General features: G+C 54.3%; 21 protein-coding genes. 14 read left to right on the plus strand and 7 right to left on the minus strand.

Annotated features, from left to right (window positions below):
- Positions 1 to 47: 47 nt before the first annotated feature.
- On the plus strand, positions 48 to 551 hold the full coding sequence (locus OGW17_RS02195) for a GNAT family N-acetyltransferase (protein ID WP_071257395.1): 504 nt from the start codon (positions 48 to 50) through the stop codon (positions 549 to 551).
- A gap of 65 nt (positions 552 to 616) precedes the next feature.
- On the opposite strand, the gene rraB is transcribed toward OGW17_RS02195, so the two are convergent.
- Complete coding sequence (gene rraB / locus OGW17_RS02200) at positions 617 to 1,042, minus strand: ribonuclease E inhibitor RraB (protein WP_047459344.1); 426 nt, start codon at positions 1,040 to 1,042, stop codon at positions 617 to 619.
- Positions 1,043 to 1,206: 164 nt separating this feature from the next.
- On the opposite strand from rraB, the gene argF (OGW17_RS02205) reads away from it, so the two are divergent.
- The gene (gene argF / locus OGW17_RS02205) at positions 1,207 to 2,211 is read left to right on the plus strand and encodes an ornithine carbamoyltransferase (protein ID WP_071257392.1); all 1,005 of its coding nucleotides are present in this window, start codon (positions 1,207 to 1,209) and stop codon (positions 2,209 to 2,211) included.
- Positions 2,212 to 2,291: 80 nt separating this feature from the next.
- Here the strand turns inward: argF (OGW17_RS02205) and OGW17_RS02210 are convergent, their stop codons facing one another.
- Complete coding sequence (locus OGW17_RS02210) at positions 2,292 to 2,744, minus strand: YhcH/YjgK/YiaL family protein (RefSeq protein ID WP_071257390.1); 453 nt, start codon at positions 2,742 to 2,744, stop codon at positions 2,292 to 2,294.
- Positions 2,745 to 3,420: 676 nt separating this feature from the next.
- Between OGW17_RS02210 and arcA the strand changes: the two genes are divergently transcribed.
- The 5 genes from arcA (at position 3,421) to OGW17_RS02235 (ending at position 8,939) form a co-directional block, all read left to right on the plus strand.
- Entirely contained in the window at positions 3,421 to 4,641 is a 1,221-nt protein-coding gene (arcA, locus tag OGW17_RS02215) for an arginine deiminase (RefSeq protein ID WP_071257389.1), read from the plus strand.
- A 10-nt stretch (positions 4,642 to 4,651) separates the two neighbouring features.
- Complete coding sequence (arcC, locus tag OGW17_RS02220; protein ID WP_012134334.1) at positions 4,652 to 5,584, plus strand: carbamate kinase; 933 nt, start codon at positions 4,652 to 4,654, stop codon at positions 5,582 to 5,584.
- A gap of 112 nt (positions 5,585 to 5,696) precedes the next feature.
- Positions 5,697 to 6,701: an ornithine carbamoyltransferase gene (gene argF / locus OGW17_RS02225; RefSeq protein WP_012134335.1), complete on the plus strand. Its 1,005-nt coding sequence runs from the start codon at positions 5,697 to 5,699 to the stop codon at positions 6,699 to 6,701.
- Positions 6,702 to 6,758: 57 nt separating this feature from the next.
- On the plus strand, positions 6,759 to 8,162 hold the full coding sequence (locus OGW17_RS02230) for a YfcC family protein (RefSeq protein WP_071257386.1): 1,404 nt from the start codon (positions 6,759 to 6,761) through the stop codon (positions 8,160 to 8,162).
- A gap of 288 nt (positions 8,163 to 8,450) precedes the next feature.
- The gene (locus tag OGW17_RS02235; RefSeq protein WP_024130767.1) at positions 8,451 to 8,939 is read left to right on the plus strand and encodes an arginine repressor; all 489 of its coding nucleotides are present in this window, start codon (positions 8,451 to 8,453) and stop codon (positions 8,937 to 8,939) included.
- Here the strand turns inward: OGW17_RS02235 and OGW17_RS02240 are convergent.
- On the minus strand, positions 8,930 to 9,049 hold the full coding sequence (locus OGW17_RS02240) for a hypothetical protein (RefSeq protein ID WP_077956855.1): 120 nt from the start codon (positions 9,047 to 9,049) through the stop codon (positions 8,930 to 8,932). The genes OGW17_RS02235 and OGW17_RS02240 overlap by 10 nt on opposite strands.
- Between OGW17_RS02240 and pyrL the strand changes: the two genes are divergently transcribed.
- From pyrL to ridA, 4 genes are all read left to right on the plus strand, one after another.
- The gene (pyrL, locus tag OGW17_RS02245; RefSeq protein ID WP_024130768.1) at positions 9,029 to 9,163 is read left to right on the plus strand and encodes a pyr operon leader peptide; all 135 of its coding nucleotides are present in this window, start codon (positions 9,029 to 9,031) and stop codon (positions 9,161 to 9,163) included. The genes OGW17_RS02240 and pyrL overlap by 21 nt on opposite strands.
- A 2-nt stretch (positions 9,164 to 9,165) precedes the next feature.
- A complete protein-coding gene (gene pyrB / locus OGW17_RS02250; RefSeq protein WP_012134340.1) occupies positions 9,166 to 10,101 on the plus strand; it encodes an aspartate carbamoyltransferase in 936 nt (311 codons plus the stop codon).
- A gap of 11 nt (positions 10,102 to 10,112) precedes the next feature.
- A complete protein-coding gene (gene pyrI, locus OGW17_RS02255; RefSeq protein WP_012134341.1) occupies positions 10,113 to 10,574 on the plus strand; it encodes an aspartate carbamoyltransferase regulatory subunit in 462 nt (153 codons plus the stop codon).
- Between the two features lie 74 nt (positions 10,575 to 10,648).
- The gene (ridA, locus tag OGW17_RS02260) at positions 10,649 to 11,035 is read left to right on the plus strand and encodes a 2-iminobutanoate/2-iminopropanoate deaminase (RefSeq protein ID WP_071257382.1); all 387 of its coding nucleotides are present in this window, start codon (positions 10,649 to 10,651) and stop codon (positions 11,033 to 11,035) included.
- Positions 11,036 to 11,302: 267 nt separating this feature from the next.
- On the opposite strand, the gene OGW17_RS02265 is transcribed toward ridA, so the two are convergent.
- The 4 genes from OGW17_RS02265 to mgtL all read right to left on the minus strand — a co-directional run bounded on the left by OGW17_RS02265 (position 11,303) and on the right by mgtL (position 16,764).
- Entirely contained in the window at positions 11,303 to 12,589 is a 1,287-nt protein-coding gene (locus OGW17_RS02265; protein WP_047459361.1) for a TRAP transporter large permease, read from the minus strand.
- A 30-nt stretch (positions 12,590 to 12,619) separates the two neighbouring features.
- The gene (locus OGW17_RS02270) at positions 12,620 to 13,129 is read right to left on the minus strand and encodes a TRAP transporter small permease (RefSeq protein WP_012134344.1); all 510 of its coding nucleotides are present in this window, start codon (positions 13,127 to 13,129) and stop codon (positions 12,620 to 12,622) included.
- Between the two features lie 474 nt (positions 13,130 to 13,603).
- Positions 13,604 to 16,312, minus strand: coding sequence for a magnesium-translocating P-type ATPase (gene mgtA / locus OGW17_RS02275; RefSeq protein WP_071257637.1), 2,709 nt, complete (start codon positions 16,310 to 16,312; stop codon positions 13,604 to 13,606).
- 143 nt (positions 16,313 to 16,455) lie between these two features.
- Positions 16,456 to 16,764, minus strand: coding sequence for a mgtA regulatory leader peptide MgtL (mgtL, locus tag OGW17_RS21575; RefSeq protein ID WP_071818874.1), 309 nt, complete (start codon positions 16,762 to 16,764; stop codon positions 16,456 to 16,458).
- On the opposite strand from mgtL, the gene treR reads away from it, so the two are divergent.
- The 3 genes from treR (at position 16,736) to treC (ending at position 20,983) form a co-directional block, all read left to right on the plus strand.
- A complete protein-coding gene (gene treR / locus OGW17_RS02280; protein WP_012134348.1) occupies positions 16,736 to 17,683 on the plus strand; it encodes a trehalose operon repressor TreR in 948 nt (315 codons plus the stop codon). The genes mgtL and treR overlap by 29 nt on opposite strands.
- Positions 17,684 to 17,859: 176 nt before the next feature.
- Positions 17,860 to 19,278: a PTS trehalose transporter subunit IIBC gene (gene treB / locus OGW17_RS02285; protein ID WP_024130770.1), complete on the plus strand. Its 1,419-nt coding sequence runs from the start codon at positions 17,860 to 17,862 to the stop codon at positions 19,276 to 19,278.
- Positions 19,279 to 19,327: 49 nt separating this feature from the next.
- Positions 19,328 to 20,983, plus strand: coding sequence for an alpha,alpha-phosphotrehalase (gene treC / locus OGW17_RS02290; protein WP_071257380.1), 1,656 nt, complete (start codon positions 19,328 to 19,330; stop codon positions 20,981 to 20,983).
- Positions 20,984 to 21,162 lie beyond the last annotated feature (179 nt).

The following is a 21,162-nucleotide window of genomic DNA, read 5'->3' on the forward strand; positions in this document are numbered from 1 at the left end:
CAGTGTTATTAACTGCATATGTTCCACGTTTCTGTCATGAGTTCGCTATGAGTGTCATTACCTCTGTCCCGGCAACGTTGCGTCGTCTTACCGCTGACGATAACGCCGCTATCGCCCACGTCATCCGCCAGGTTTCCGCTGAATACGGCCTGACCGCTGATAAAGGTTATACGGTTGCCGATCCTAATCTGGATGAACTGTTCCAGGTTTACAGTCAGCCAGGCGCGGCCTATTGGGTCGTCGAGCAGAACGGTCAGGTGGTGGGCGGCGGCGGCGTGGCGCCGTTAGGCTGTAGCGAACCGGATATCTGCGAACTGCAAAAAATGTACTTTTTGCCGACGGTACGCGGCCAGGGGCTGGCGAAGAAACTGGCGCTGATGGCGCTGGAGCATGCGTGTGAGCAGGGGTTTAAACGCTGCTACCTGGAAACCACCGCATCCTTACGCGAAGCGATTGGCCTGTATGAACATCTGGGATTTGAGCATATCAGCGAACCGCTGGGCTGCACCGGGCATGTTGACTGCGAAGTCCGCATGCTGAAAACGCTGTAAGTCACCCACTGGCCGGATAAGGCGACGCCATATCCGGCAATTTATGCAAACATTCTGCTTCTGAGTTAGTGGCGTACGCCGTCATCGTCTTCGTCGACGTAATCTTCATCGTCGCCGTCTTCACCCTCTTCGCCGTTCGGATCTTCGAAGTACGTACCCCAGCCGTCATATTCCACGTCAAATTTCTCAGCCAGGTTCATCAGTTGTTCAACCTGAGCATCAATCAGATCGGCATTCAGCGCACATTCGCTGAGGATATCGCAGCAAATCACCGTATCGCCTTCTTCCACTTCCAGCTCTTCCGGCTCGGTCACTTCATAACCGAGTTTGAACGCTTCTACGGCTGCTTTTTCCAGCGTTTCGAAGTCGTCAGCGGAAAAGTGGTGCTCGATAGTGTACAGCGCATCTGGATCGCTGCCATCTTCAAGTAATTCTTCAATAATCAGACGCGTCTCTTCACGCTGCTCTTCCAGTAGTTCCGGGTTTGCCATGGCTCGTTCCTCATAAATGTCCTGCCGATACTCTTATTGTCACACACCGCTGTCATTGCCTCCACCTTTCCAGGAAAGATTTGTTAAATGGGGTTGCAAATGCATAACCATCCATATAAATTGAATTTTAATTCAACAAATGGCCTTTGCCATGTGAGGGAACCATGTCTACGTTTTATCAGAAACATTTTTTGAAATTACTCGATTTCACCTCCGCTGAACTCACCGCTCTGCTGCAACTCGCCGCCAAACTGAAAGCCGACAAGAAAAACGGCGTAGAAGTCGCCAGACTGACCGGCAAAAACATCGCGCTCATCTTCGAAAAAGACTCGACCCGCACCCGATGCTCTTTCGAAGTTGCCGCATACGATCAGGGCGCTCGCGTAACGTACCTTGGGCCAAGCGGCAGCCAGATTGGGCATAAAGAGTCAATTAAAGACACCGCCCGCGTGCTGGGACGCATGTATGACGGTATTCAGTACCGCGGCCACGGCCAGGAAGTGGTCGAAACGCTGGCGGAATATGCAGGCGTTCCCGTGTGGAACGGGTTGACCAACGAGTTTCACCCCACGCAGCTGCTGGCGGATTTGCTGACTATGCAGGAACATCTGCCGGGCAAAGCCTTCAATGAGATGACCCTGGTTTACGCTGGCGATGCGCGTAACAACATGGGAAATTCCATGCTGGAAGCCGCCGCGCTGACAGGGCTGGATTTACGTCTGGTGGCTCCGCAGGCCAGCTGGCCGGAAGCAAGCCTGGTCGCAGAGTGCAAAGCGCTGGCGCAAAAGAACGGCGGCGATATTACGCTGACTGAAGATATCGCAGCGGGCGTGAAAGGCGCGGACTTTATCTATACCGACGTATGGGTGTCGATGGGTGAAGCAAAAGAGAAATGGGCGGAGCGTATCGCACTGCTGCGTCAGTATCAGGTAAACAGCGCAATGATGGCGCAGACCGGTAATCCTCAGGTGAAGTTTCTGCACTGCCTGCCCGCATTCCACGATGATCAGACCACGCTTGGCAAGAAAATGGCCGAAGAGTTCGGTTTGCACGGCGGGATGGAAGTGACCGATGCGGTGTTTGAATCTCCGGCCAGCATCGTGTTTGACCAGGCGGAAAACCGGATGCACACCATCAAAGCGGTGATGGTGGCAACGCTGGCGAAATAACGATTACGTCTTATCCGGCCTACAGATCGTGTTCCCGTAGGCCGGGTAAGACGTTTTGCGTCGCCACCCGGCAATGCAACTTACTCGACCAGCAGCTTAACGACCGCTTTGCGTACCTGAGCTGGCGCCCCTACGGCGCACAGCGGCTTATGGACTTCCCCCGGGTAAAAGACCACAAAATCGCCTTCATTAAGGATCACCGTTTTCTCCTCTGCCCCTTCAGGCAAAAACGCGATGTCTTTATCCGCCAGCCAGTCAGTTTCTGGCGCGCCCGCAGGCTGGGTGCTGAAGGTCATTCCTTCCTGCCCCTTTAATACGATCTGAATATCGAGATAGCACGCGTGATACTCCGCACGACGCTTTTCAAACGGCTCGGTCATGTCTTCCGAAACCAGATAAAACAGGCGATTGCCGTCGATATCATGCTTACCCTTTGCCGTTTCATCCGTCACATGCGCTTTAATATGTTCAATGGCCTGACGCAGCGCGTCCGGCAGCCAGGGTTGCAGATTGTGGATATTGCCAACGATCATCACAGACTCCTTAAATAAAACAACGTTTCATTTTTATGGTTATACGAAAAAAACCGCTGCCATACCACTTCTATTTCACGATGTTTTGCGTCAGCGCATGTTTATCGCTGAAGATGTTGTCCGACTGTTAATCGTCATCGAAGATTATGCATATCCTTTGCATAACTTTCCCCCTCCACTTTACGGTAAAAATCGTAATATGCTGTTATAAAAGGGTTTATCAGAAAAACACCTTGTTGATCACACTTCCTTTTCCCTGCATAACCTGCATTTATCACCATAGTTATTTTATGATTTACGTTAAGGTAAAAATAATAAAATAACCCTCCCGCATACCTATGCACAGACAAAAACAAAACACCATAAAATCAACAAGATAGAATTAAATAATAAATTCAGATTATCTACAAATAATTAACAAGAAAGAATAACAAGACATTTTATTGCGTAGTAATTCAGTTATTACTCTCTTTATTTTTCAATTTCTCTGACCTCGCTCATATATTAAATAAGAAAAATTAAATATCCCTTCCGATGTGAAACACATCACATTATCAGACCGAATTAGAATCAATGATGATTTCCGAAAATTAGCTGAACAGTAATGACTGCAAACAATTTAATTATTTGCAGCCACCACTTCTTTATTCCTGAAAATTGAGTAAAAGGTATCGTGATGGAAAAACATTATGTCGGTTCTGAAATCGGTCAATTACGTAGTGTGATGTTGCACCGCCCTAATCTCAGTCTGAAAAGACTGACGCCGTCAAATTGCCAGGAGCTGCTTTTTGATGACGTTCTGTCGGTGGAACGCGCAGGCGAAGAGCACGATATTTTCGCTAATACGTTACGCCAACAAGGCATAGAGGTGTTGCTGCTAACCGACCTGCTGACGCAAACACTGGATGTTATCGAAGCCAAAACCTGGCTGCTGGAAACACAAATCTCCGACTATCGCCTGGGCCCGACGTTCGCGGCGGATATTCGTACCTGGCTGGCGGATATGCCGCATCGGGAATTAGCGCGCCATTTAAGCGGTGGGCTGACATATGGCGAAATCCCCGCCTCGATTAAAAATATGGTGGTTGATACACACGATATTAATGACTTTATTATGAAGCCATTACCCAATCACTTATTTACCCGCGACACCTCATGCTGGATATATAACGGCGTGTCGATCAACCCAATGGCAAAAACAGCGCGCCAGCGTGAAACCAATAATCTGCGGGCGATTTATCGCTGGCATCCACAATTTGCAGATGGCGAATTTATTAAATATTTCGGCGACGAAAACATTAATTACGACCATGCCACGTTAGAAGGCGGGGACGTGCTGGTTATTGGTCGCGGCGCCGTGCTGATTGGCATGTCTGAACGTACCACCCCGCAGGGGATCGAGTTCCTCGCCCAGTCGCTGTTTAAACATCGCCAGGCCGAGCGCGTCATCGCCGTTGAGTTGCCAAAACACCGTTCCTGCATGCACCTCGATACCGTCATGACCCATATCGACATCGACACCTTCTCCGTCTACCCGGAAGTGGTTCGCCCGGACGTCCAGTGCTGGACCTTAACACCGGACGGGCGCGGCGGGCTGAAGCGTACCCAGGAAAGCACGCTGGTACACGCCATCGAAAAAGCCCTCGGCATTGATCAGGTGCGTTTGATCACCACTGGCGGCGATGCCTTCGAAGCCGAACGTGAGCAGTGGAATGACGCCAACAACGTTCTCACCCTGCGCCCCGGTGTGGTGGTCGGCTACGAACGCAACATCTGGACCAACGAAAAATACGACAAAGCGGGCATCACCGTTCTGCCCATTCCTGGCGATGAACTGGGACGCGGACGCGGCGGCGCGCGCTGCATGAGCTGCCCGCTGGAACGCGACGGCATTTAAGGAAGCGATTATGGACAACAAACCCACTCTGGTTGTCGCACTGGGCGGCAATGCGCTGCTCAAACGCGGCGAACCGCTGGAAGCGGATATCCAGCGCAAAAACATCGATCTGGCGGCAAAAACCATCGCCCAACTGACGCAACAGTGGCGCGTGGTGCTGGTACACGGCAACGGCCCGCAGGTTGGCCTGCTGGCGTTACAGAACAGCGCCTATGACCGCGTCACCCCCTACCCGCTCGATATTCTCGGCGCGGAAAGCCAGGGGATGATCGGCTACATGCTGCAACAGTCGCTGAAAAACCAGCTTCCGCAGCGTGAAATCAGCGTCCTGCTCACTCAGGTGGAGGTGGACGCCGACGATCCGGCATTCCGCAACCCAACCAAATATATCGGCCCGGTTTATGACGGCGACCAGGCCAACGCGCTACAGGCGGAAAAAGGCTGGATTTTCAAAGCCGACGGAAAAGCGTTTCGCCGCGTAGTGCCTTCGCCACAGCCCAAACGCATCGTTGAGAGCGACGCGATCCGCGCCCTGATCGCCCGCGACCATCTCGTGATCTGCAACGGTGGCGGCGGCGTGCCGGTAGTTGAAAAAGCCGATGGTTTTCATGGCATTGAAGCGGTGATCGACAAAGACCTCTCTGCCGCTCTGCTCGCCAGTCAAATCCACGCGGACGCGCTGCTGATCCTGACCGATGCCGACGCGGTGTACCTCGACTGGGGCAAGCCGACCCAACGCCCGCTGGCTCAGGTAACGCCGGAACTGCTCAGCGAAATGCAGTTCGATGCCGGTTCGATGGGGCCGAAAGTCACCGCCTGCGCCGAGTTTGTCAGCCACTGCCAGGGGATTGCCGGTATCGGTTCACTGGCCGACGGCCCGGCCATTCTCAGCGGTGACAAAGGCACCCTGATTCGACCCGAAACCGTCGATTACGACGCATAAGGCGATTTCTGCCGGATGGCGGCGGTGCCTTATCCGGCCTACAGCACGCGCATAACCGTAGGCCTGATAAGCGCAGCGCCATCAGGTAATTCATTTTAACAAGGACACTGTAATGGCTACTTCACTGAAAAATCGCAACTTTCTTAAACTACTCGACTTCACTCCGACGGAGATCCAGTACCTGATCGATCTGGCCATCGAGCTGAAAGCGGCAAAAAAAGCCGGGCGCGAGAAGCAAACGCTGGTCGGTAAAAACATCGCGCTAATTTTCGAAAAAACCTCCACCCGCACCCGCTGCGCGTTTGAGGTCGGCGCATTCGATCAGGGCGCACAGGTGACCTATCTCGGGCCAAGCGGCTCGCAGATTGGGCATAAAGAATCCATGAAAGATACCGCCCGCGTGCTGGGCCGGATGTATGACGGCATTGAGTATCGCGGTTTTGGTCAGCAGATCGTTGAAGAACTGGGGCAGTACGCGGGCGTACCGGTGTGGAACGGCCTGACCGATGAATTTCACCCTACGCAGATCCTCGCCGACCTGATGACCATGCTGGAACATGCGCCGGGCAAAACGCTGCCTGAACTCAGCTTCGCTTACCTCGGCGACGCCCGCAATAACATGGGCAATTCGCTTATGGTCGGCGCGGCAAAAATGGGGATGGACATCCGCCTGGTCGCGCCGAAATCCTTCTGGCCGGACGACGCACTGGTGGCGCAGTGCCGCGACATCGCCAGCGTCACTGGCGCGCGCATTACGCTAACCGAGGATGTGGAAGAAGGCGTTTATGACGTGGATTTCCTCTATACCGATGTCTGGGTGTCGATGGGCGAACCAAAAGAAGCATGGGCGGAGCGCGTCAGCCTGATGAAGCCATACCAGATCAACCAGCAGGTCATCAACGCCACCGGCAACCCCAACGTGAAGTTTATGCACTGCCTGCCCGCCTTCCACAACGAGCACACCAAAGTGGGCCGCGAAATCGAGGCCGCCTATGGCCTGAAAGGACTGGAGGTGACGGAAGAGGTGTTCGAGTCAGCCCACTCCATCGTGTTTGACGAAGCGGAAAACCGTATGCACACCATTAAAGCGGTCATGGTGGCGACGCTCGGCGACTAACCCCTCCGGGCATGTGCCGCCTGACGACGCATGCCCGTGTTATCTGGAGAGAACACCATGGGCAAATTTAAATTTCCCAGCGCGTATACCATCCTGTTTATTCTTATCGCACTGGTCGCTGTGATGACCTGGATTGTCCCGGCGGGCAAATACCAGATGGCGATGAACCCCACGTTGGGTAAAGAGGTTCCGGTCGCGGGCACCTATGCTCCTGCCGAGTCGCATCCGCAAGGGATTACCGCCGTACTGTTGGCTCCCATTGACGGCCTCTACAACCACGAAACCTATACCGCAGGCGCAATCGATGTGGCGCTGTTTGTACTAATCATCGGCGGCTTTCTCGGCGTAGTGAACAAAACCGGTGCAATTGATGCGGGTATTGAACGCGTCACGGTACGGCTCAACGGCAAAGAGGAGTGGATGATCCCCATACTAATGGGACTCTTTGCCGCAGGCGGGACGATTTACGGGATGGCGGAAGAGTCACTCCCCTTCTACACGCTGCTGGTTCCGGTGATGATGGCCGCCCGCTTCGATCCGCTGGTCGCGGCCGCCACCGTGCTGCTCGGCGCAGGTATTGGCACACTCGGTTCGACCATCAACCCTTTTGCCACGGTGATTGCCGCCAACGCTGCCGGAATCCCGTTCACTCAGGGTATGCTGTTACGCATCATTCTGCTGGTCGTTGGCTATGTCATTTGCGTGGTCTGGGTGATGCGCTATGCCCGCAAAGTGCGCAGCAACCCGGAGTTATCTATCGTGGCAGATAAGATGGAGGAGAACCGCGCTCACTTTCTTGGCAACCGTTCCAGCACGCTGCTGGAGTTCACTGCAACCCGCAAATGGATCTTGCTGATTTTCGCCGCCGCCTTTGCCGTGATGATTTACGGCGTCGCGGTTCTCGGCTGGTGGATGGCGGAAATTTCCGGCGTTTTCCTGGCGTCCGCGATTATCGTCGGCGTTATCGCCCGGATGAGCGAAGAGGCGTTCACCAGTACGTTTATCGACGGCGCGCGGGATCTGCTTGGCGTAGCGCTGATTATCGGTATTGCACGCGGCATTGTGGTGGTGATGGATAATGGCATGATTACGCATACCATTTTGCACAGCGCGGAAAATCTGGTATCTGGCTTGTCCACCACCATTTTTATCAATGTCACTTACTGGCTGGAAGTATTGCTCTCATTCCTGGTGCCCTCTTCCTCTGGTCTGGCGGTGTTGACCATGCCGATCATGGCGCCGTTAGCGGACTTCGCCCATGTGCAACGGGATCTGGTGGTGACGGCGTATCAATCGGCGTCCGGGATTGTGAACCTGATTACGCCGACGTCGGCGGTCGTAATGGGAGGGCTGGCGATTGCGCGCGTACCGTATGTGCGGTATCTGAAGTGGGTCGCGCCGCTGCTGCTGATCCTGACGCTACTGAATATGGCTGTTTTGAGCGTTGGCGCAATACTGTAACTCCCGCCGGATGGCGCTTCGCTTATCCGGCCTACAGGTTACGCATTTCGTAGGCCGGATAAGGCGCTGTAGCGCCGCCATCCGGCACAGGCCAACAGGTTGCGTATTTCGTAGGCCGGATAAGGCGCTTTAGCGCCGCCATCCGGCAAACGAACGCAGCCAATACGCTTTCTTTTTTGACTGGCTTCTCACTTTCCTGCAAAACCGACCGGTTGATTCGTTATCAATGTGACAAACAGGATGAATTTCGCTAGTCCATTGATATCAATGACAAAGCAAGGTGCATATATGAAGGAATACAATGATTGCTCCGCCAAAGAACAGCAGCAACTGGCGGTATGTCAGCGCCTGATTACAGAAAAAAGTTACTTATCCCAGGAGGAAATACGTCGCGATCTGCAAAACCACGGCTTCGAAGGCATCAGCCAGTCGACCGTTTCACGTCTGTTGAAACTGCTCGGCGTCATAAAAATAAGAAATACAAAGGGACAAAAAATTTATTCCGTAAATCCGCAATTGCGCCCCGCTCCTGACGCTGCGCGATCGATATCCGAGATGGTGGTCAGCGTGGAACACAATAGCGAATTTATCCTTATCCACACGGTGGCCGGTTATGGCCGCGCCGTTGCCAGAATCCTGGATTATCACGCCCTGCCGGAAATTTTAGGTGTGATCGCTGGCAGCAGTATCGTCTGGGTCGCGCCACGGGTCGTACAGCGCACCGGGCTTGTTCACAAGCAAATTAATTATTTATTAAAAATGAATTCTTATTCATGAGAACCGTTTGCGATGAATAAAATGTGCATTAATCGCTTGATCCCATAACATAGCTGAGTATAATCGCGGACAATTTGCCGGGAGGAAGTATGGTTCAGTGTGTACGACATTCTGTCTTACCGCGTCTGAAAACAGACGCTGGACTGCCGTTTTTCTTCCCGTTGCTCACCTATTCCAGGCCCCTCATTGAGGGGCTTTTTTTTTGCCCAGGCGTCAGGAGATAAACATGGCTAACCCGCTATACCAAAAACACATCATTTCCATAAACGACCTCAGCCGCGATGACCTCAATCTGGTTCTGGCGACGGCGGCGAAATTAAAAGCCAATCCACAGCCGGAGCTGCTGAAGCATAAAGTGATCGCCAGCTGCTTCTTCGAGGCATCCACACGCACCCGCCTGTCGTTTGAAACCTCGATGCACCGCCTCGGCGCCAGCGTGGTGGGCTTCTCCGACAGCGCTAACACGTCGCTGGGCAAAAAAGGCGAGACGCTGGCGGATACCATCTCCGTTATCAGCACTTATGTGGACGCGATTGTGATGCGTCACCCACAGGAAGGCGCAGCGCGTCTGGCGACCGAGTTCTCCGGCAACGTGCCGGTACTGAACGCCGGCGACGGCGCAAACCAGCATCCGACCCAGACGCTGCTGGATCTGTTTACCATTCAGGAGACCCAGGGCCGCCTGGACAATCTGAACATCGCTATGGTCGGCGACCTGAAATATGGCCGAACCGTACACTCACTGACGCAGGCGCTGGCGAAGTTTGACGGCAACCGCTTCTACTTTATCGCGCCGGACGCGCTGGCGATGCCGCAATACATTCTGGATATGCTGGATGAGAAAGGCATTGCCTGGAGTCTGCACAGCGCCATCGAAGAGGTGATGGCGGAAGTGGATATTCTGTATATGACCCGCGTGCAGAAAGAGCGTCTGGACCCGTCCGAATACGCCAACGTCAAAGCGCAGTTTGTCCTGCGCGCCAGCGACCTGAACGGCGCGCGTGAAAACATGAAGGTTCTGCATCCGCTGCCGCGTATTGATGAGATCACCACCGACGTAGATAAAACGCCGCACGCCTGGTACTTCCAGCAGGCAGGAAACGGTATTTTCGCTCGCCAGGCGTTACTGGCACTGGTTCTGAATAGCGATCTGGCACTGTAAGGGGAAAAGAGATGACACACGACAATAAACTACAGGTTGAAGCGATCAAACGTGGCACCGTAATCGACCACATTCCCGCGCAGGTTGGCTTTAAGTTACTGACGCTATTCAAACTGACCGAGACCGATCAGCGCATCACCATCGGCCTTAACCTGCCGTCCGGCGAGATGGGGCGTAAAGACCTGATTAAAATCGAGAACACTTTCCTGACCGAAGAACAGGTTAACCAGCTCTCCCTGTACGCGCCGCAGGCAACGGTAAACCGCATCGACAACTATGATGTGGTGGGCAAATCGCGCCCGAGCCTGCCGGATCGCATCGACAACGTGCTGGTCTGCCCGAACAGTAACTGCATCAGTCATGCTGAGCCGGTTTCATCCAGTTTTGCAGTGAAAAAACGCACAGATGACATTGCGCTCAAATGTAAATACTGCGAAAAAGAGTTTTCGCATTATGTGGTGCTGGCCAACTAATTGAGGTTGGTAATGGGTATCCGGCTCCCTATAATGGCCTGTACCTAATTTACCGCTGTAATTCAGGAGAAATCATGAGCAAAACTATCGCGACGGAAAATGCACCCGCAGCTATCGGCCCATACGTTCAGGGCGTTGACCTGGGCAGCATGATCATCACTTCCGGTCAGATCCCGGTTGATCCAAAAACCGGCAGCGTACCGGATGACGTGTCCGCTCAGGCGCGCCAGTCGCTGGAAAACGTAAAAGCTATCGTCGAAGCCGCAGGCCTGAAAGTGAGCGACATCGTGAAAACAACCGTGTTCGTTAAAGACCTGAACGACTTCGCGACCGTGAATGCGACCTATGAAGCGTTCTTCACCGAGCATAATGCGACCTTCCCGGCACGTTCATGCGTTGAAGTTGCGCGTCTGCCGAAAGACGTAAAAATCGAGATCGAAGCGATCGCTGTTCGCCGCTAAGTCTCCTTAAAAATATGTCTGCGCCGGATGGCGGCTTCGCCTTATCCGGCCTACGAGAAGTGCCGTTTGTAGGCCCGGTAAGCGCCAGCGCCACCGGGCATTGCGCCGGATGGCGGCTTCGCCTTATCCGGCCTACGGAAAGTGTCATTTGTAGGCCCGGTAAGCGCCAGCGCCACCGGGCATTGCGCCGGATGGCGGCTCCGCCTTATCCGGCCTACGGCAGTGCCATTTGTAGGCCCGGTAAGCGCCAGCGCCACCGGGCATTTATCACATCACCCCAAATAGTTTCGGCAGGAACAGCGAGATCGCCGGAATATAGGTCACTAACATCAACACCAGGAAGAGTACCGCGTAGAACGGCAGCATCGCCTTCACCACCTGCTCTATTTTCTGCTTACTCACCGCACTGGCAACAAACAGCACCGATCCCACCGGCGGCGTAATCAGGCCGATCCCAAGATTCACCAGCATGATCATGCCGAAATGCACCGGATCAATACCCAATGCCGTAGTGACCGGCAGCAGAACAGGCGTCAGGATCAGGATCAGCGGCGCCATGTCCATCAGTGTCCCGATCAGCAGCAGCATAATGTTAATGCACATCAGGATGACGTATTTGTTATCTGAAATACTGGTGAACGCCTCGGTAATGCGCATCGGCAACTGCATGTAGGTCATGATGGCGCCAAATGCGGCGGCGAACCCGATCAGGATCATCACAATGGTGACCGTTTTTACCGTGCGGTACATCAGCTTCGGCAGTTCAGACCATTTGTAGTCGCGGTAGATAAACATGGTGACGAAGAAGGCCCACAGACAGGCGATCGCCGCCGATTCCGTCGCGGTGAAGATGCCAGAGAGAATCCCGCCCATGATGATGACAACCGTCATCAGCCCCCACAGCGTATCGACAAAAATCTTCAACGCCTGGCGAAACGGCACCCGTTCGCCTTTCGGATAACCGCGCTTATGGGCAAAACCGACGCACATCACCATCAGGGTAAAACTTAACAGCAGCCCCGGCAGAATGCCGGCGATAAACAGCGCGGCAATCGACACCGTACCGCCCGTCGCCAGCGAATAAATCACCGAGTTGTGGCTGGGCGGCGTCAGGATCGCCTGTACGGAGCCGCTGGCGGTGACCGCCGCCGCGAAGTCACGCGGATAGCCTTTTTTATCCATCTCCGGGATCATCACCGAGCCGATAGACGCCGTATCCGCGACGGACGAGCCGGAAATCGCGCCAAAAAAGGTAGACGCCACAATGTTCACCAGCGACAGCCCGCCGCGTATAAAGCCGACAAAGATGTAGGCGAAGTTCACCAGGCGACGCGCGATACCGCCCTCCGCCATAATCGCCCCCGCCAGAATAAAAAATGGGATCGCCAGCAGCGAAAATTTGTTCACGCCGCTGGTGAGCTGGATCATGACCGCTTCCAGGGGAATGTCGATATACCAGGCGCCAATGATCGCGCTAATGCCCACCGCGTATGCTACCGGCACCCCAATCGCCAGCATAATGCCGAGCGTAAAGACGAGAATAAATGCATCCATCTGCTTTCCTTTATGAAGTGGGGTCGCGCATTAATGGGTTGAGCCCAGCATGACGACAGGACGTTGATACTGCGAACCACGGAAAATTTTCTCGATAATGAAAAGCAGCGTGATGGCAGAGCCGACAGGCAACGGCAGGTAGTTCTCACCTGCTGATAACAGAGGAAATTCCGCCACCGGCTGTTCCCACAGGTCGTAGCACAGCAGGGAGCCGTACCAGAGGATAAACAGGCTGACGGCCATCAGCATCAGATCCGCCACAATGAAACAGATTCGCTGCGCGCCCTCGCTCAGACGGTCGGTCACCATGCTGACGGCAATATGGGAACCCGCGCGATAGCTCACCGCTGCGCCAACAAAGGTGAATGTCACCATGCAAAGAATGGCGACCGGTTCCGGCCATGACAGCGCGCTGTTCATCACATAGCGCGCAAATATCCCGACGGGAATAACGGCCACCATAATCAACAGCGCCAATCCGGCAACCCACATTGAGATTCGGTAAAACAAATCCATTACCGACGAATAAAATTCACCCATGGTCGTCCCCTTGAATTAATCTTTAGGTTCAGGCGGATAAAGTCCTTACCCCGCCAGAGGTATTACTTCATATCCTGAATCCGTTTAATCAAATCCTGGCGATCTTTATAGGGTTCGCTGGCAGTTTAAAAAATGCCATGAATAGCGCTAACTGACAGGATAAAAGAGTGCCGGGCTTAACTTACAGTTATATATGACCTTTTACAGCGTAGCCTGCGCAGGCCAACGCATGTAAGAAAGTATTACGATAATTATGTTCATAAAATATGACTGAATGGAAATATTTTTAGCACGCTGTTTCATTTTTGCAATGAAGGTCTTTTTCCTGATAAAAAGATGTCTGAAAGAGGAGTAAAATTGTGATCCGTCACACTCTTTAGTATTTCAAAAAAAATAAAACAGGAACTTTCGTGAGGATATATTTTCGGAGTTATAGAAAAGCGTAATGGCTGCCGCAGCAGCCATTATTCTGGATTATTGCCAGCCGTAACGACGGCTATAAAAACCTTTCACTAATTGTGTCAATGTCATATAACCCGCGAGAATAGCGATCAGCCACGGGAAGTAGCTCAGCGGCAGCGCCTGTAATTGCAGATAGCCCGCCAACGGCGAGAACGGCAGCGCGATACCCACCACCATCACCACCAGCGTCATCAGCATCAGCGGCCATGCGGCGCGGCTCTGAATAAACGGTACGCGGCGCGTGCGAATCATATGCACAATCAATGTTTGCGATAACAGCCCGACGACAAACCAACCCGACTGGAACAGGGTTTGCGCTTCCGGCACATTCGCGTGGAATACCCACCACATCAGGCAGAAGGTCAGGATGTCGAAAATCGAACTGATTGGCCCGAAGAAGATCATAAAACGCCCCAGATCGGCGGGATTCCAGCGTTGCGGCTTCTGGATCTGCTCGTCATCCACGTTATCAAACGGGATCGCCACCTGGGATACATCGTACAGCAGGTTCTGAATCAGTAAGTGCAGCGGCAGCATTGGCAGGAAGGGCAAGAATGCGCTCGCCACCAGCACGCTAAAGACGTTACCAAAGTTAGAACTCGCGGTCATTTTGATGTATTTCAGCATGTTGGAGAACGTGCGACGCCCTTCGATAACGCCCTCTTCCAGCACCATCAGGCTCTTTTCCAACAGGATGATATCCGCAGCTTCGCGGGCAATATCCACGGCGCCATCAACGGAAATGCCGATATCTGCCGCACGCAATGCCGGAGCATCATTGATGCCATCGCCCATAAAGCCAACCACATGCCCTTCGCGTTTCAGCAGCGTGACGATGCGCTCTTTGTGCATCGGCGTCAGGCGGGCAAACAGCGTGGTGCGCGCGGCAAGTTCCGCCAGTTCATCATCGCTCAGCCCTTCGATATCACTGCCAGTCACCACATCGCCCGCATCAAGCCCGACTTCATGGCATACTTTCGCCGCCACCAGTTCGCTGTCGCCAGTGAGGATCTTCACGGTGATGCCGCTCTCTTTCAGCGCCTTCAGCGCCGGAGCGGTCGTCTCTTTCGGCGGATCGAGAAACGCAATGTAGCCTTCGAGGATCAGGTCAGACTCATCAATGCGTTTATAATCCCCTTCCCGCGCAGGCAGATACTTCGTGGCAACGGCCACCACGCGCAGCCCCTGGCGGTTCAGCGTATCCGTTACGCGCTTCACCCGGCGCAGCATGTTGTCATCCATCGGCACAATGTCGCCATTGTGGCGCACCTGGGTGCAGACGCTGAGGATCTCCTGCAACGCGCCTTTGCACACCAGTTGATGCACATCGGCTTCTTCCGCCACCACTACGGACATCCGGCGACGCTCAAAATCAAACGGGATCTCATCAATTTTCTGCCAGCGCCCGGAGAGCTGACGCGCAGACTCTTCATCCACGCCTTCCAGCACTGCGGTATCCAGCAGATTTTTCAACCCGGTCTGGTAGTGGCTATTCAGCCAGGCGGAATGCAGCACGCGTTCGCTGGGCTTGCCGGAGACATCCGTATGGTTCTCCAGCACAATTTTATCCTGAGTCAGCGTGCCGGTTTTGTCGGTGCAGAGAATATCCATCGCGCCGAAGTTCTGAATGGCGTCCAGGTGCTTAACAATGACTTTTTGCTTCGACAGTTTCACCGCCCCGCGCGCCAGCGTGGAGGTGACAATCATCGGCAGCATTTCCGGCGTCAGGCCTACCGCGACCGAGAGCGCAAACAGCGCCGCTTCCCACCAGTCGCCTTTGGTATAGCCGTTAATGATCAACACGATAGGCGCCATGACCAGCATAAAGCGGATCAACAGCATACTGACGCGGCTGATGCCTTTCTGAAACGCGTTTTGCTCGCTTTCCTGCTCGCTCACGCGGCCCGCCAGTTGACCAAACCAGGTCTCGCCGCCCGTCGCGATGACGATCGCCTGCGCCGTCCCGCTCACCACGTTGGTGCCCATAAAGCACAGCGTGTCGCATTCCAGCGGATTGCTTTGCTTAGGGTCGCGGGTCGTCGCCACTTTTTCTACCGGCAGAGATTCGCCCGTGAGCGAAGCCTGCGCAACAAACAGATCGCGCGCCTGAATAACGCGTAAATCCGCCGGGATCATATCGCCCGCCGCCAGCTTGATAATATCGCCCGGCACCAGTTGGTCGATGGGCAGCTCAACCCAGCTGTTCTCGCCTTTTTCATTGATAACGCGCAGCACCGTAGCGGTATTGCTGACCATCGCCTTCAACGCATCTGCCGCTTTGGTCGAACGCGCTTCCTGCACAAAATTCAGCAGCGTCGAAATCCCGACCATCAGCGCAATAACGCCTGCGGCAAACAGATCTTCCGTGGCATAGGAGATGACGCCGAGAATGGTCAGCAAGATATTGAAAGGGTTGCGATAGCAGACCCACAGGTGTCTCCACCACGGAGTCGGCTTCTGTGTGGGCAGCTGATTTTCACCGTATTTCTCGCGCGCATCCTCCACCTCTGCGACATTCAGCCCCTCAGGATGCGCATCGAATGCGCGCCAGAGCGCCGCTTCTTCCATCACCGCCATTTTCAGGCAGCGATCGCTCAATGACGGGGGAATCGGAGTATTCGCAACGCTCTGCGCACTGGGCAGAGGGTCACGATGCACCAGACGATGAGGTAAATGACGGTTAAGGCGGGCAAACAGCTCGCGGGTGATATTTTTCAGCATAAGCAGTCCCTCCGCGCCGAAAAAGCGGCGCAGAAACATCTCTCAGGCGCGGCAAAGCCTTACCTGACGATAATTTAAAGCGATAACAGGGACGTCGGGAACGTCACTGCCTTACGTATCCGGTAAGACAGTGAAAAACAGGCTTACCGGAAAGGGCTATTTCTCCATCGCGGGAGAGGGGTGGGTTCGGGATCCATGCAGCCTCCGGTAAGTGAATGATTGGCGCCGCGCATTATACGCAGAAAACCATAAGGTTTGTGGCAATTATGGCGGTATGATACCGCCGTGTAATTAAACCAAACGTATACACAAAAACATTTAGCTTGAAGGATGAAGCGTATAAACCAGACTTTACCCATTGCCCCTGGCTTGAGTAAAGTTACTCTTTTTGACACAACTTGATGCGCACCACGGGAAAACAGGATGCAGAATCGGCTGACCATTAAAGACATTGCCCGCTTAAGCGGCGTAGGGAAATCCACCGTTTCCCGCGTGCTCAACAACGAAAGCGGGGTAAGTGAACGGACTCGTGAACGTGTGGAAGCCGTAATGAATCAACATGGTTTTTCCCCTTCCCGTTCCGCACGCGCCATGCGCGGGCAAAGTGATAAAGTGGTCGCCATTATTGTTACCCGTCTGGATTCCCTGTCAGAAAACCTCGCCGTCCAGACCATGCTGCCCGCGTTTTACGAGCAGGGTTACGATCCCATCATGATGGAGAGTCAGTTCTCGCCAGAACTGGTAGAAGAACACCTGGGGATGCTCAGACGGCGTAATATTGACGGCGTGGTGCTGTTCGGTTTTACCGGTATTTGCGAGGAGATGCTTGCGCCCTGGCAGGCCTCGCTGGTGCTGCTGGCAAGGGACGCCAGCGGTTTTGCGTCGGTGTGCTATGACGACGAAGGCGCTATCCATACCTTAATGCAGCGTCTGTATGACCAGGGACATCGGGCGATCAGCTTTCTCGGCGTGCCTCACAGCGACGTCACGACCGGTAAGCGCCGTCACGAAGCCTATCTGAGTTTCTGCAAAAAAAATAAACTGCACCCTGTCGCCGCTCTGCCTGGCCTGGCGATGAAACAAGGCTATGAGCACGCTGCGGATGTCATTACACCAGACACCAGCGCGCTGGTCTGCGCGACCGATACGCTGGCGCTGGGCGCCAGTAAATATTTGCAGGAACAGCGTATCGATTCTCTGCAACTGGCGAGCGTCGGGAACACGCCGCTGATGAAATTTCTCCACCCGGAGATTATCACGGTTGATCCCGGTTACGCTGAAGCCGGGAAACAAGCGGCCTTACAGCTGATCGAGCAAATCAACGGCCGCAGCGATCCCCGCCAGATCGTCATTCCGTCTACCCTCTCCTGATTCTTTTCTGAACGGTAATTTGTGATCTTCGCTGCGTTTCGGGAACGTTCCCATTTTTTAATATTCACCGAAGATATACTCTTGCGCCAACAACGTAAGAGCTGCCGGATGGCGACGCTAAAGCGTCTTATCATCCGGCTTACAGGGACACATTTCATCTGCCACGGGGCTTTATGATGAGCAAAGTAAAACAAGCTGATATAGACCAGCTGATTGAACTGGTCGGCGGGCGAGACAATATCGCCACGGTGAGCCACTGCATTACTCGCCTGCGCTTTGTGCTGAACCAGCCAGCAAATGCCAGACCGAAAGAAATTGAACAATTACCGATGGTTAAAGGCTGCTTCACCAACGCCGGGCAGTTCCAGGTGGTGATTGGCACTGACGTTGGCGACTACTACAACGCGCTGCTGGCGACCACCGGTCAGGCGCACGCCGACAAAGAGCAGGCTAAAAAAGCCGCGCGGCAGAATATGAAATGGCACGAGCAGTTGATCTCCCACTTCGCTGAGATCTTCTTCCCGCTGCTGCCTGCGCTGATCAGCGGCGGTCTGATCTTAGGTTTTCGCAACGTGATCGGCGATCTGCCGATGAGCAACGGCCAGACGCTGGCGCAGATGCATCCCGCGCTGAAAACGATCTACGACTTCCTGTGGCTGATCGGCGAAGCGATCTTCTTCTACCTGCCGGTCGGGATCTGCTGGTCTGCGGTGAAGAAAATGGGCGGCACGCCGATCCTCGGTATCGTACTCGGCGTAACGCTGGTGTCGCCGCAGTTGATGAACGCCTATCTGCTGGGCCAGCAGGCTCCTGAAGTGTGGGACTTCGGCATGTTCAGCATTGCGAAAGTCGGCTATCAGGCGCAGGTCATCCCGGCATTGCTGGCGGGTCTGGCGCTCGGCTTTATTGAAACGCGCATGAAGCGTATCGTGCCGGATTACCTCTATCTGGTGGTGGTGCCGGTATGCTCGTTGATCCTCGCGGTCTTTCTCGCACACGCCTTTATCGGCCCGTTTGGTCGCATGATTGGCGATGGCGTGGCCTTTGCGGTGCGCCATCTGATGACCGGGAGTTTCGCCCCTGTCGGCGCGGCGCTGTTCGGCTTCCTGTACGCCCCGTTGGTCATTACCGGCGTACATCAGACTACGCTGGCTATCGATATGCAGATGATTCAGAGCATGGGCGGTACGCCGGTATGGCCGTTGATTGCGCTGTCGAATATCGCCCAGGCTTCCGCTGTGGTGGGCATTATTATCTCCAGCCGTAAGCACAACGAACGCGAAATTTCCGTTCCGGCCGCCATCTCCGCCTACCTCGGCGTGACCGAACCGGCGATGTACGGCATCAACCTGAAATACCGCTTCCCGATGCTGTGCGCCATGATCGGCTCTGGCCTCGCCGGGTTGTTATGCGGCCTGAACGGCGTCATGGCGAACGGGATCGGCGTCGGCGGCTTGCCGGGCATCCTTTCCATTCAGCCGAGCTACTGGCAGGTGTTTAGCATGGCAATGGCGATCGCGGTCGTCATCCCAATCGTGCTGACTTCCGTTATCTATCAGCGTAAGTACCGTCAGGGCACGTTGCAGATTGTCTGATTCTTCTTCGGGGCGCAGTTGCGCCCCATCGCATATGTAGGTTACAAGCATGAATACCCTTCCCCACTGGTGGCAAAACGGCGTTATTTACCAGATCTATCCCAAAAGTTTTCAGGACACGACCGGCAGCGGAACCGGCGATTTACGCGGCGTTACGCAGCGTCTTGATTACCTGCAAAAACTGGGGGTGGATGCTATCTGGCTGACGCCATTCTATGTTTCACCGCAGATTGATAACGGCTACGACGTCGCGAACTACACCGCCATCGACCCGGCCTACGGCACGCTGGATGATTTTGACGAACTGGCGGCGCAGGCCAAAGCGCGCGGCATCCGCATTATTCTGGATATGGTGTTTAACCACACCTCCACACAGCATGCCTGGTTCCATAACGCGCTGAATAAAGAGAGTCCGCACCGGGAGTTTTATATCTGGCGCGACGGTACGCCGGATGTGCCGCCCAATAACTGGCGCTCCAAATTTGGCGGCAGCGCCTGGCGCTGGCATGCCCAGAGCGAACAGTATTACCTGCACCTTTTCGCCCCGGAGCAGGCCGACCTGAACTGGGAAAATCCGGCGGTACGCGCTGAGCTGAAAAAAGTGTGTGAATTCTGGGCCGATCGCGGCGTGGACGGGCTGCGCCTGGATGTCGTGAACCTCATCTCCAAAGATCAGCGTTTCCCGAACGATCTGGACGGCGATGGTCGCCGCTTTTACACCGACGGGCCGCGCGCGCATGAGTTCTTGCACGAGATGAACCGTGACGTTTTTACTCCGCGTAACCTGATGACGGTGGGCGAAATGTCATCCACCACCCTGGAAAACTGTCAGCGGTATGCCGCTCTCGATGGCAGCGAGCTGTCGATGACCTTTAACTTCCATCATCTGAAAGTCGATTATCCCGGCGGCGAGAAATGGACGCTGGCAAAGCCGGATTACGTGGCGCTAAAAGCGTTGTTTCGCCACTGGCAGCAGGGGATGCATAACGTTGCCTGGAATGCCCTGTTCTGGTGTAACCACGATCAGCCGCGTATCGTGTCGCGCTTTGGCGACGAAGGCGAACTGCGGGTTCCGGCGGCGAAGATGCTGGCGATGGTGCTGCACGGTATGCAGGGTACGCCCTATATCTACCAGGGCGAAGAAATTGGCATGACAAACCCGCATTTCTCCCACATCACCGATTACCGTGACGTGGAAAGCCACAACATGTTTGCCTGGCTGCGCGCCCAGGGCCGGGAAGCCAATGATTTACTGGCTATTCTTGCCAGCAAATCCCGCGATAACAGCCGCACGCCCATGCAGTGGGATAGCAGCGCGAATGCAGGGTTTACGCAAGGCGAGCCGTGGATCAACCTCTGCGATAACTATGCGGACATCAACGTGGCGGCGGCGCTAAATGATGAAGACTCGGTGTTCTACACCTATCAAAGACTGATTGCCTTGCGCAAAACAGAGCCGGTCTTAACCTGGGGGAATTATCAGGATCTGCTGCCGGACAGCCCGCATGTATGGTGCTATCGCCGCGAATGGCAGGGGCAGCGGTTACTGGTGGTCGCCAACCTGAGCAACGCCTGTCAGGACTGGCTGCCAGAGCATCACGAAGGAAACTGGCAGACGCTGATGCACAACTACGACGAGGTTGCCACCCGCCCTGCCGCCATGACGTTACGCCCGTTTGAGGCCGTCTGGTGGTTGCAAAAGTAATCACAACGGGATACGGACAGACCTGTCTGTATCCCGGATTATTCAGCCCACAGATATTTTCTCCGTCTTTCTGACAACGTAAAAAAATGCCGCGTATAGTGATACTTAGAATGTACCATCATAAAATTTACACGCGCTAAAGAATAAAACAAAAATAGACCTGCCACTGACACTTATCA

It is taken from the genome of Citrobacter sp. CK181, from assembly GCF_030333595.1.
Lineage (GTDB): Bacteria > Pseudomonadota > Gammaproteobacteria > Enterobacterales > Enterobacteriaceae > Citrobacter_B > Citrobacter_B koseri.

What these genes read in the sequence shown, in the direction of transcription:
- OGW17_RS02265 (WP_047459361.1), bottom strand. Translation starts at nt 12,589, where the DNA reads ATGGATGCATTTATTCTCGTCTTTACGCTCGGCATTATGCTGGCGATT.
- OGW17_RS02230 (WP_071257386.1), top strand. Translation starts at nt 6,759, where the DNA reads ATGGGCAAATTTAAATTTCCCAGCGCGTATACCATCCTGTTTATTCTT.
- argF (WP_012134335.1), top strand. Translation starts at nt 5,697, where the DNA reads ATGGCTACTTCACTGAAAAATCGCAACTTTCTTAAACTACTCGACTTC.
- OGW17_RS02270 (WP_012134344.1), bottom strand. Translation starts at nt 13,129, where the DNA reads ATGGGTGAATTTTATTCGTCGGTAATGGATTTGTTTTACCGAATCTCA.
- treC (WP_071257380.1), top strand. Translation starts at nt 19,328, where the DNA reads ATGAATACCCTTCCCCACTGGTGGCAAAACGGCGTTATTTACCAGATC.
- treB (WP_024130770.1), top strand. Translation starts at nt 17,860, where the DNA reads ATGAGCAAAGTAAAACAAGCTGATATAGACCAGCTGATTGAACTGGTC.
- OGW17_RS02195 (WP_071257395.1), top strand. Translation starts at nt 48, where the DNA reads ATGAGTGTCATTACCTCTGTCCCGGCAACGTTGCGTCGTCTTACCGCT.
- mgtL (WP_071818874.1), bottom strand. Translation starts at nt 16,764, where the DNA reads ATGTCTTTAATGGTCAGCCGATTCTGCATCCTGTTTTCCCGTGGTGCG.
- pyrI (WP_012134341.1), top strand. Translation starts at nt 10,113, where the DNA reads ATGACACACGACAATAAACTACAGGTTGAAGCGATCAAACGTGGCACC.
- OGW17_RS02240 (WP_077956855.1), bottom strand. Translation starts at nt 9,049, where the DNA reads ATGTCGTACACACTGAACCATACTTCCTCCCGGCAAATTGTCCGCGAT.
- pyrB (WP_012134340.1), top strand. Translation starts at nt 9,166, where the DNA reads ATGGCTAACCCGCTATACCAAAAACACATCATTTCCATAAACGACCTC.
- argF (WP_071257392.1), top strand. Translation starts at nt 1,207, where the DNA reads ATGTCTACGTTTTATCAGAAACATTTTTTGAAATTACTCGATTTCACC.
- rraB (WP_047459344.1), bottom strand. Translation starts at nt 1,042, where the DNA reads ATGGCAAACCCGGAACTACTGGAAGAGCAGCGTGAAGAGACGCGTCTG.
- mgtA (WP_071257637.1), bottom strand. Translation starts at nt 16,312, where the DNA reads ATGCTGAAAAATATCACCCGCGAGCTGTTTGCCCGCCTTAACCGTCAT.
- ridA (WP_071257382.1), top strand. Translation starts at nt 10,649, where the DNA reads ATGAGCAAAACTATCGCGACGGAAAATGCACCCGCAGCTATCGGCCCA.
- arcC (WP_012134334.1), top strand. Translation starts at nt 4,652, where the DNA reads ATGGACAACAAACCCACTCTGGTTGTCGCACTGGGCGGCAATGCGCTG.
- pyrL (WP_024130768.1), top strand. Translation starts at nt 9,029, where the DNA reads ATGGTTCAGTGTGTACGACATTCTGTCTTACCGCGTCTGAAAACAGAC.
- OGW17_RS02210 (WP_071257390.1), bottom strand. Translation starts at nt 2,744, where the DNA reads ATGATCGTTGGCAATATCCACAATCTGCAACCCTGGCTGCCGGACGCG.
- arcA (WP_071257389.1), top strand. Translation starts at nt 3,421, where the DNA reads ATGGAAAAACATTATGTCGGTTCTGAAATCGGTCAATTACGTAGTGTG.
- OGW17_RS02235 (WP_024130767.1), top strand. Translation starts at nt 8,451, where the DNA reads ATGAAGGAATACAATGATTGCTCCGCCAAAGAACAGCAGCAACTGGCG.
- treR (WP_012134348.1), top strand. Translation starts at nt 16,736, where the DNA reads ATGCAGAATCGGCTGACCATTAAAGACATTGCCCGCTTAAGCGGCGTA.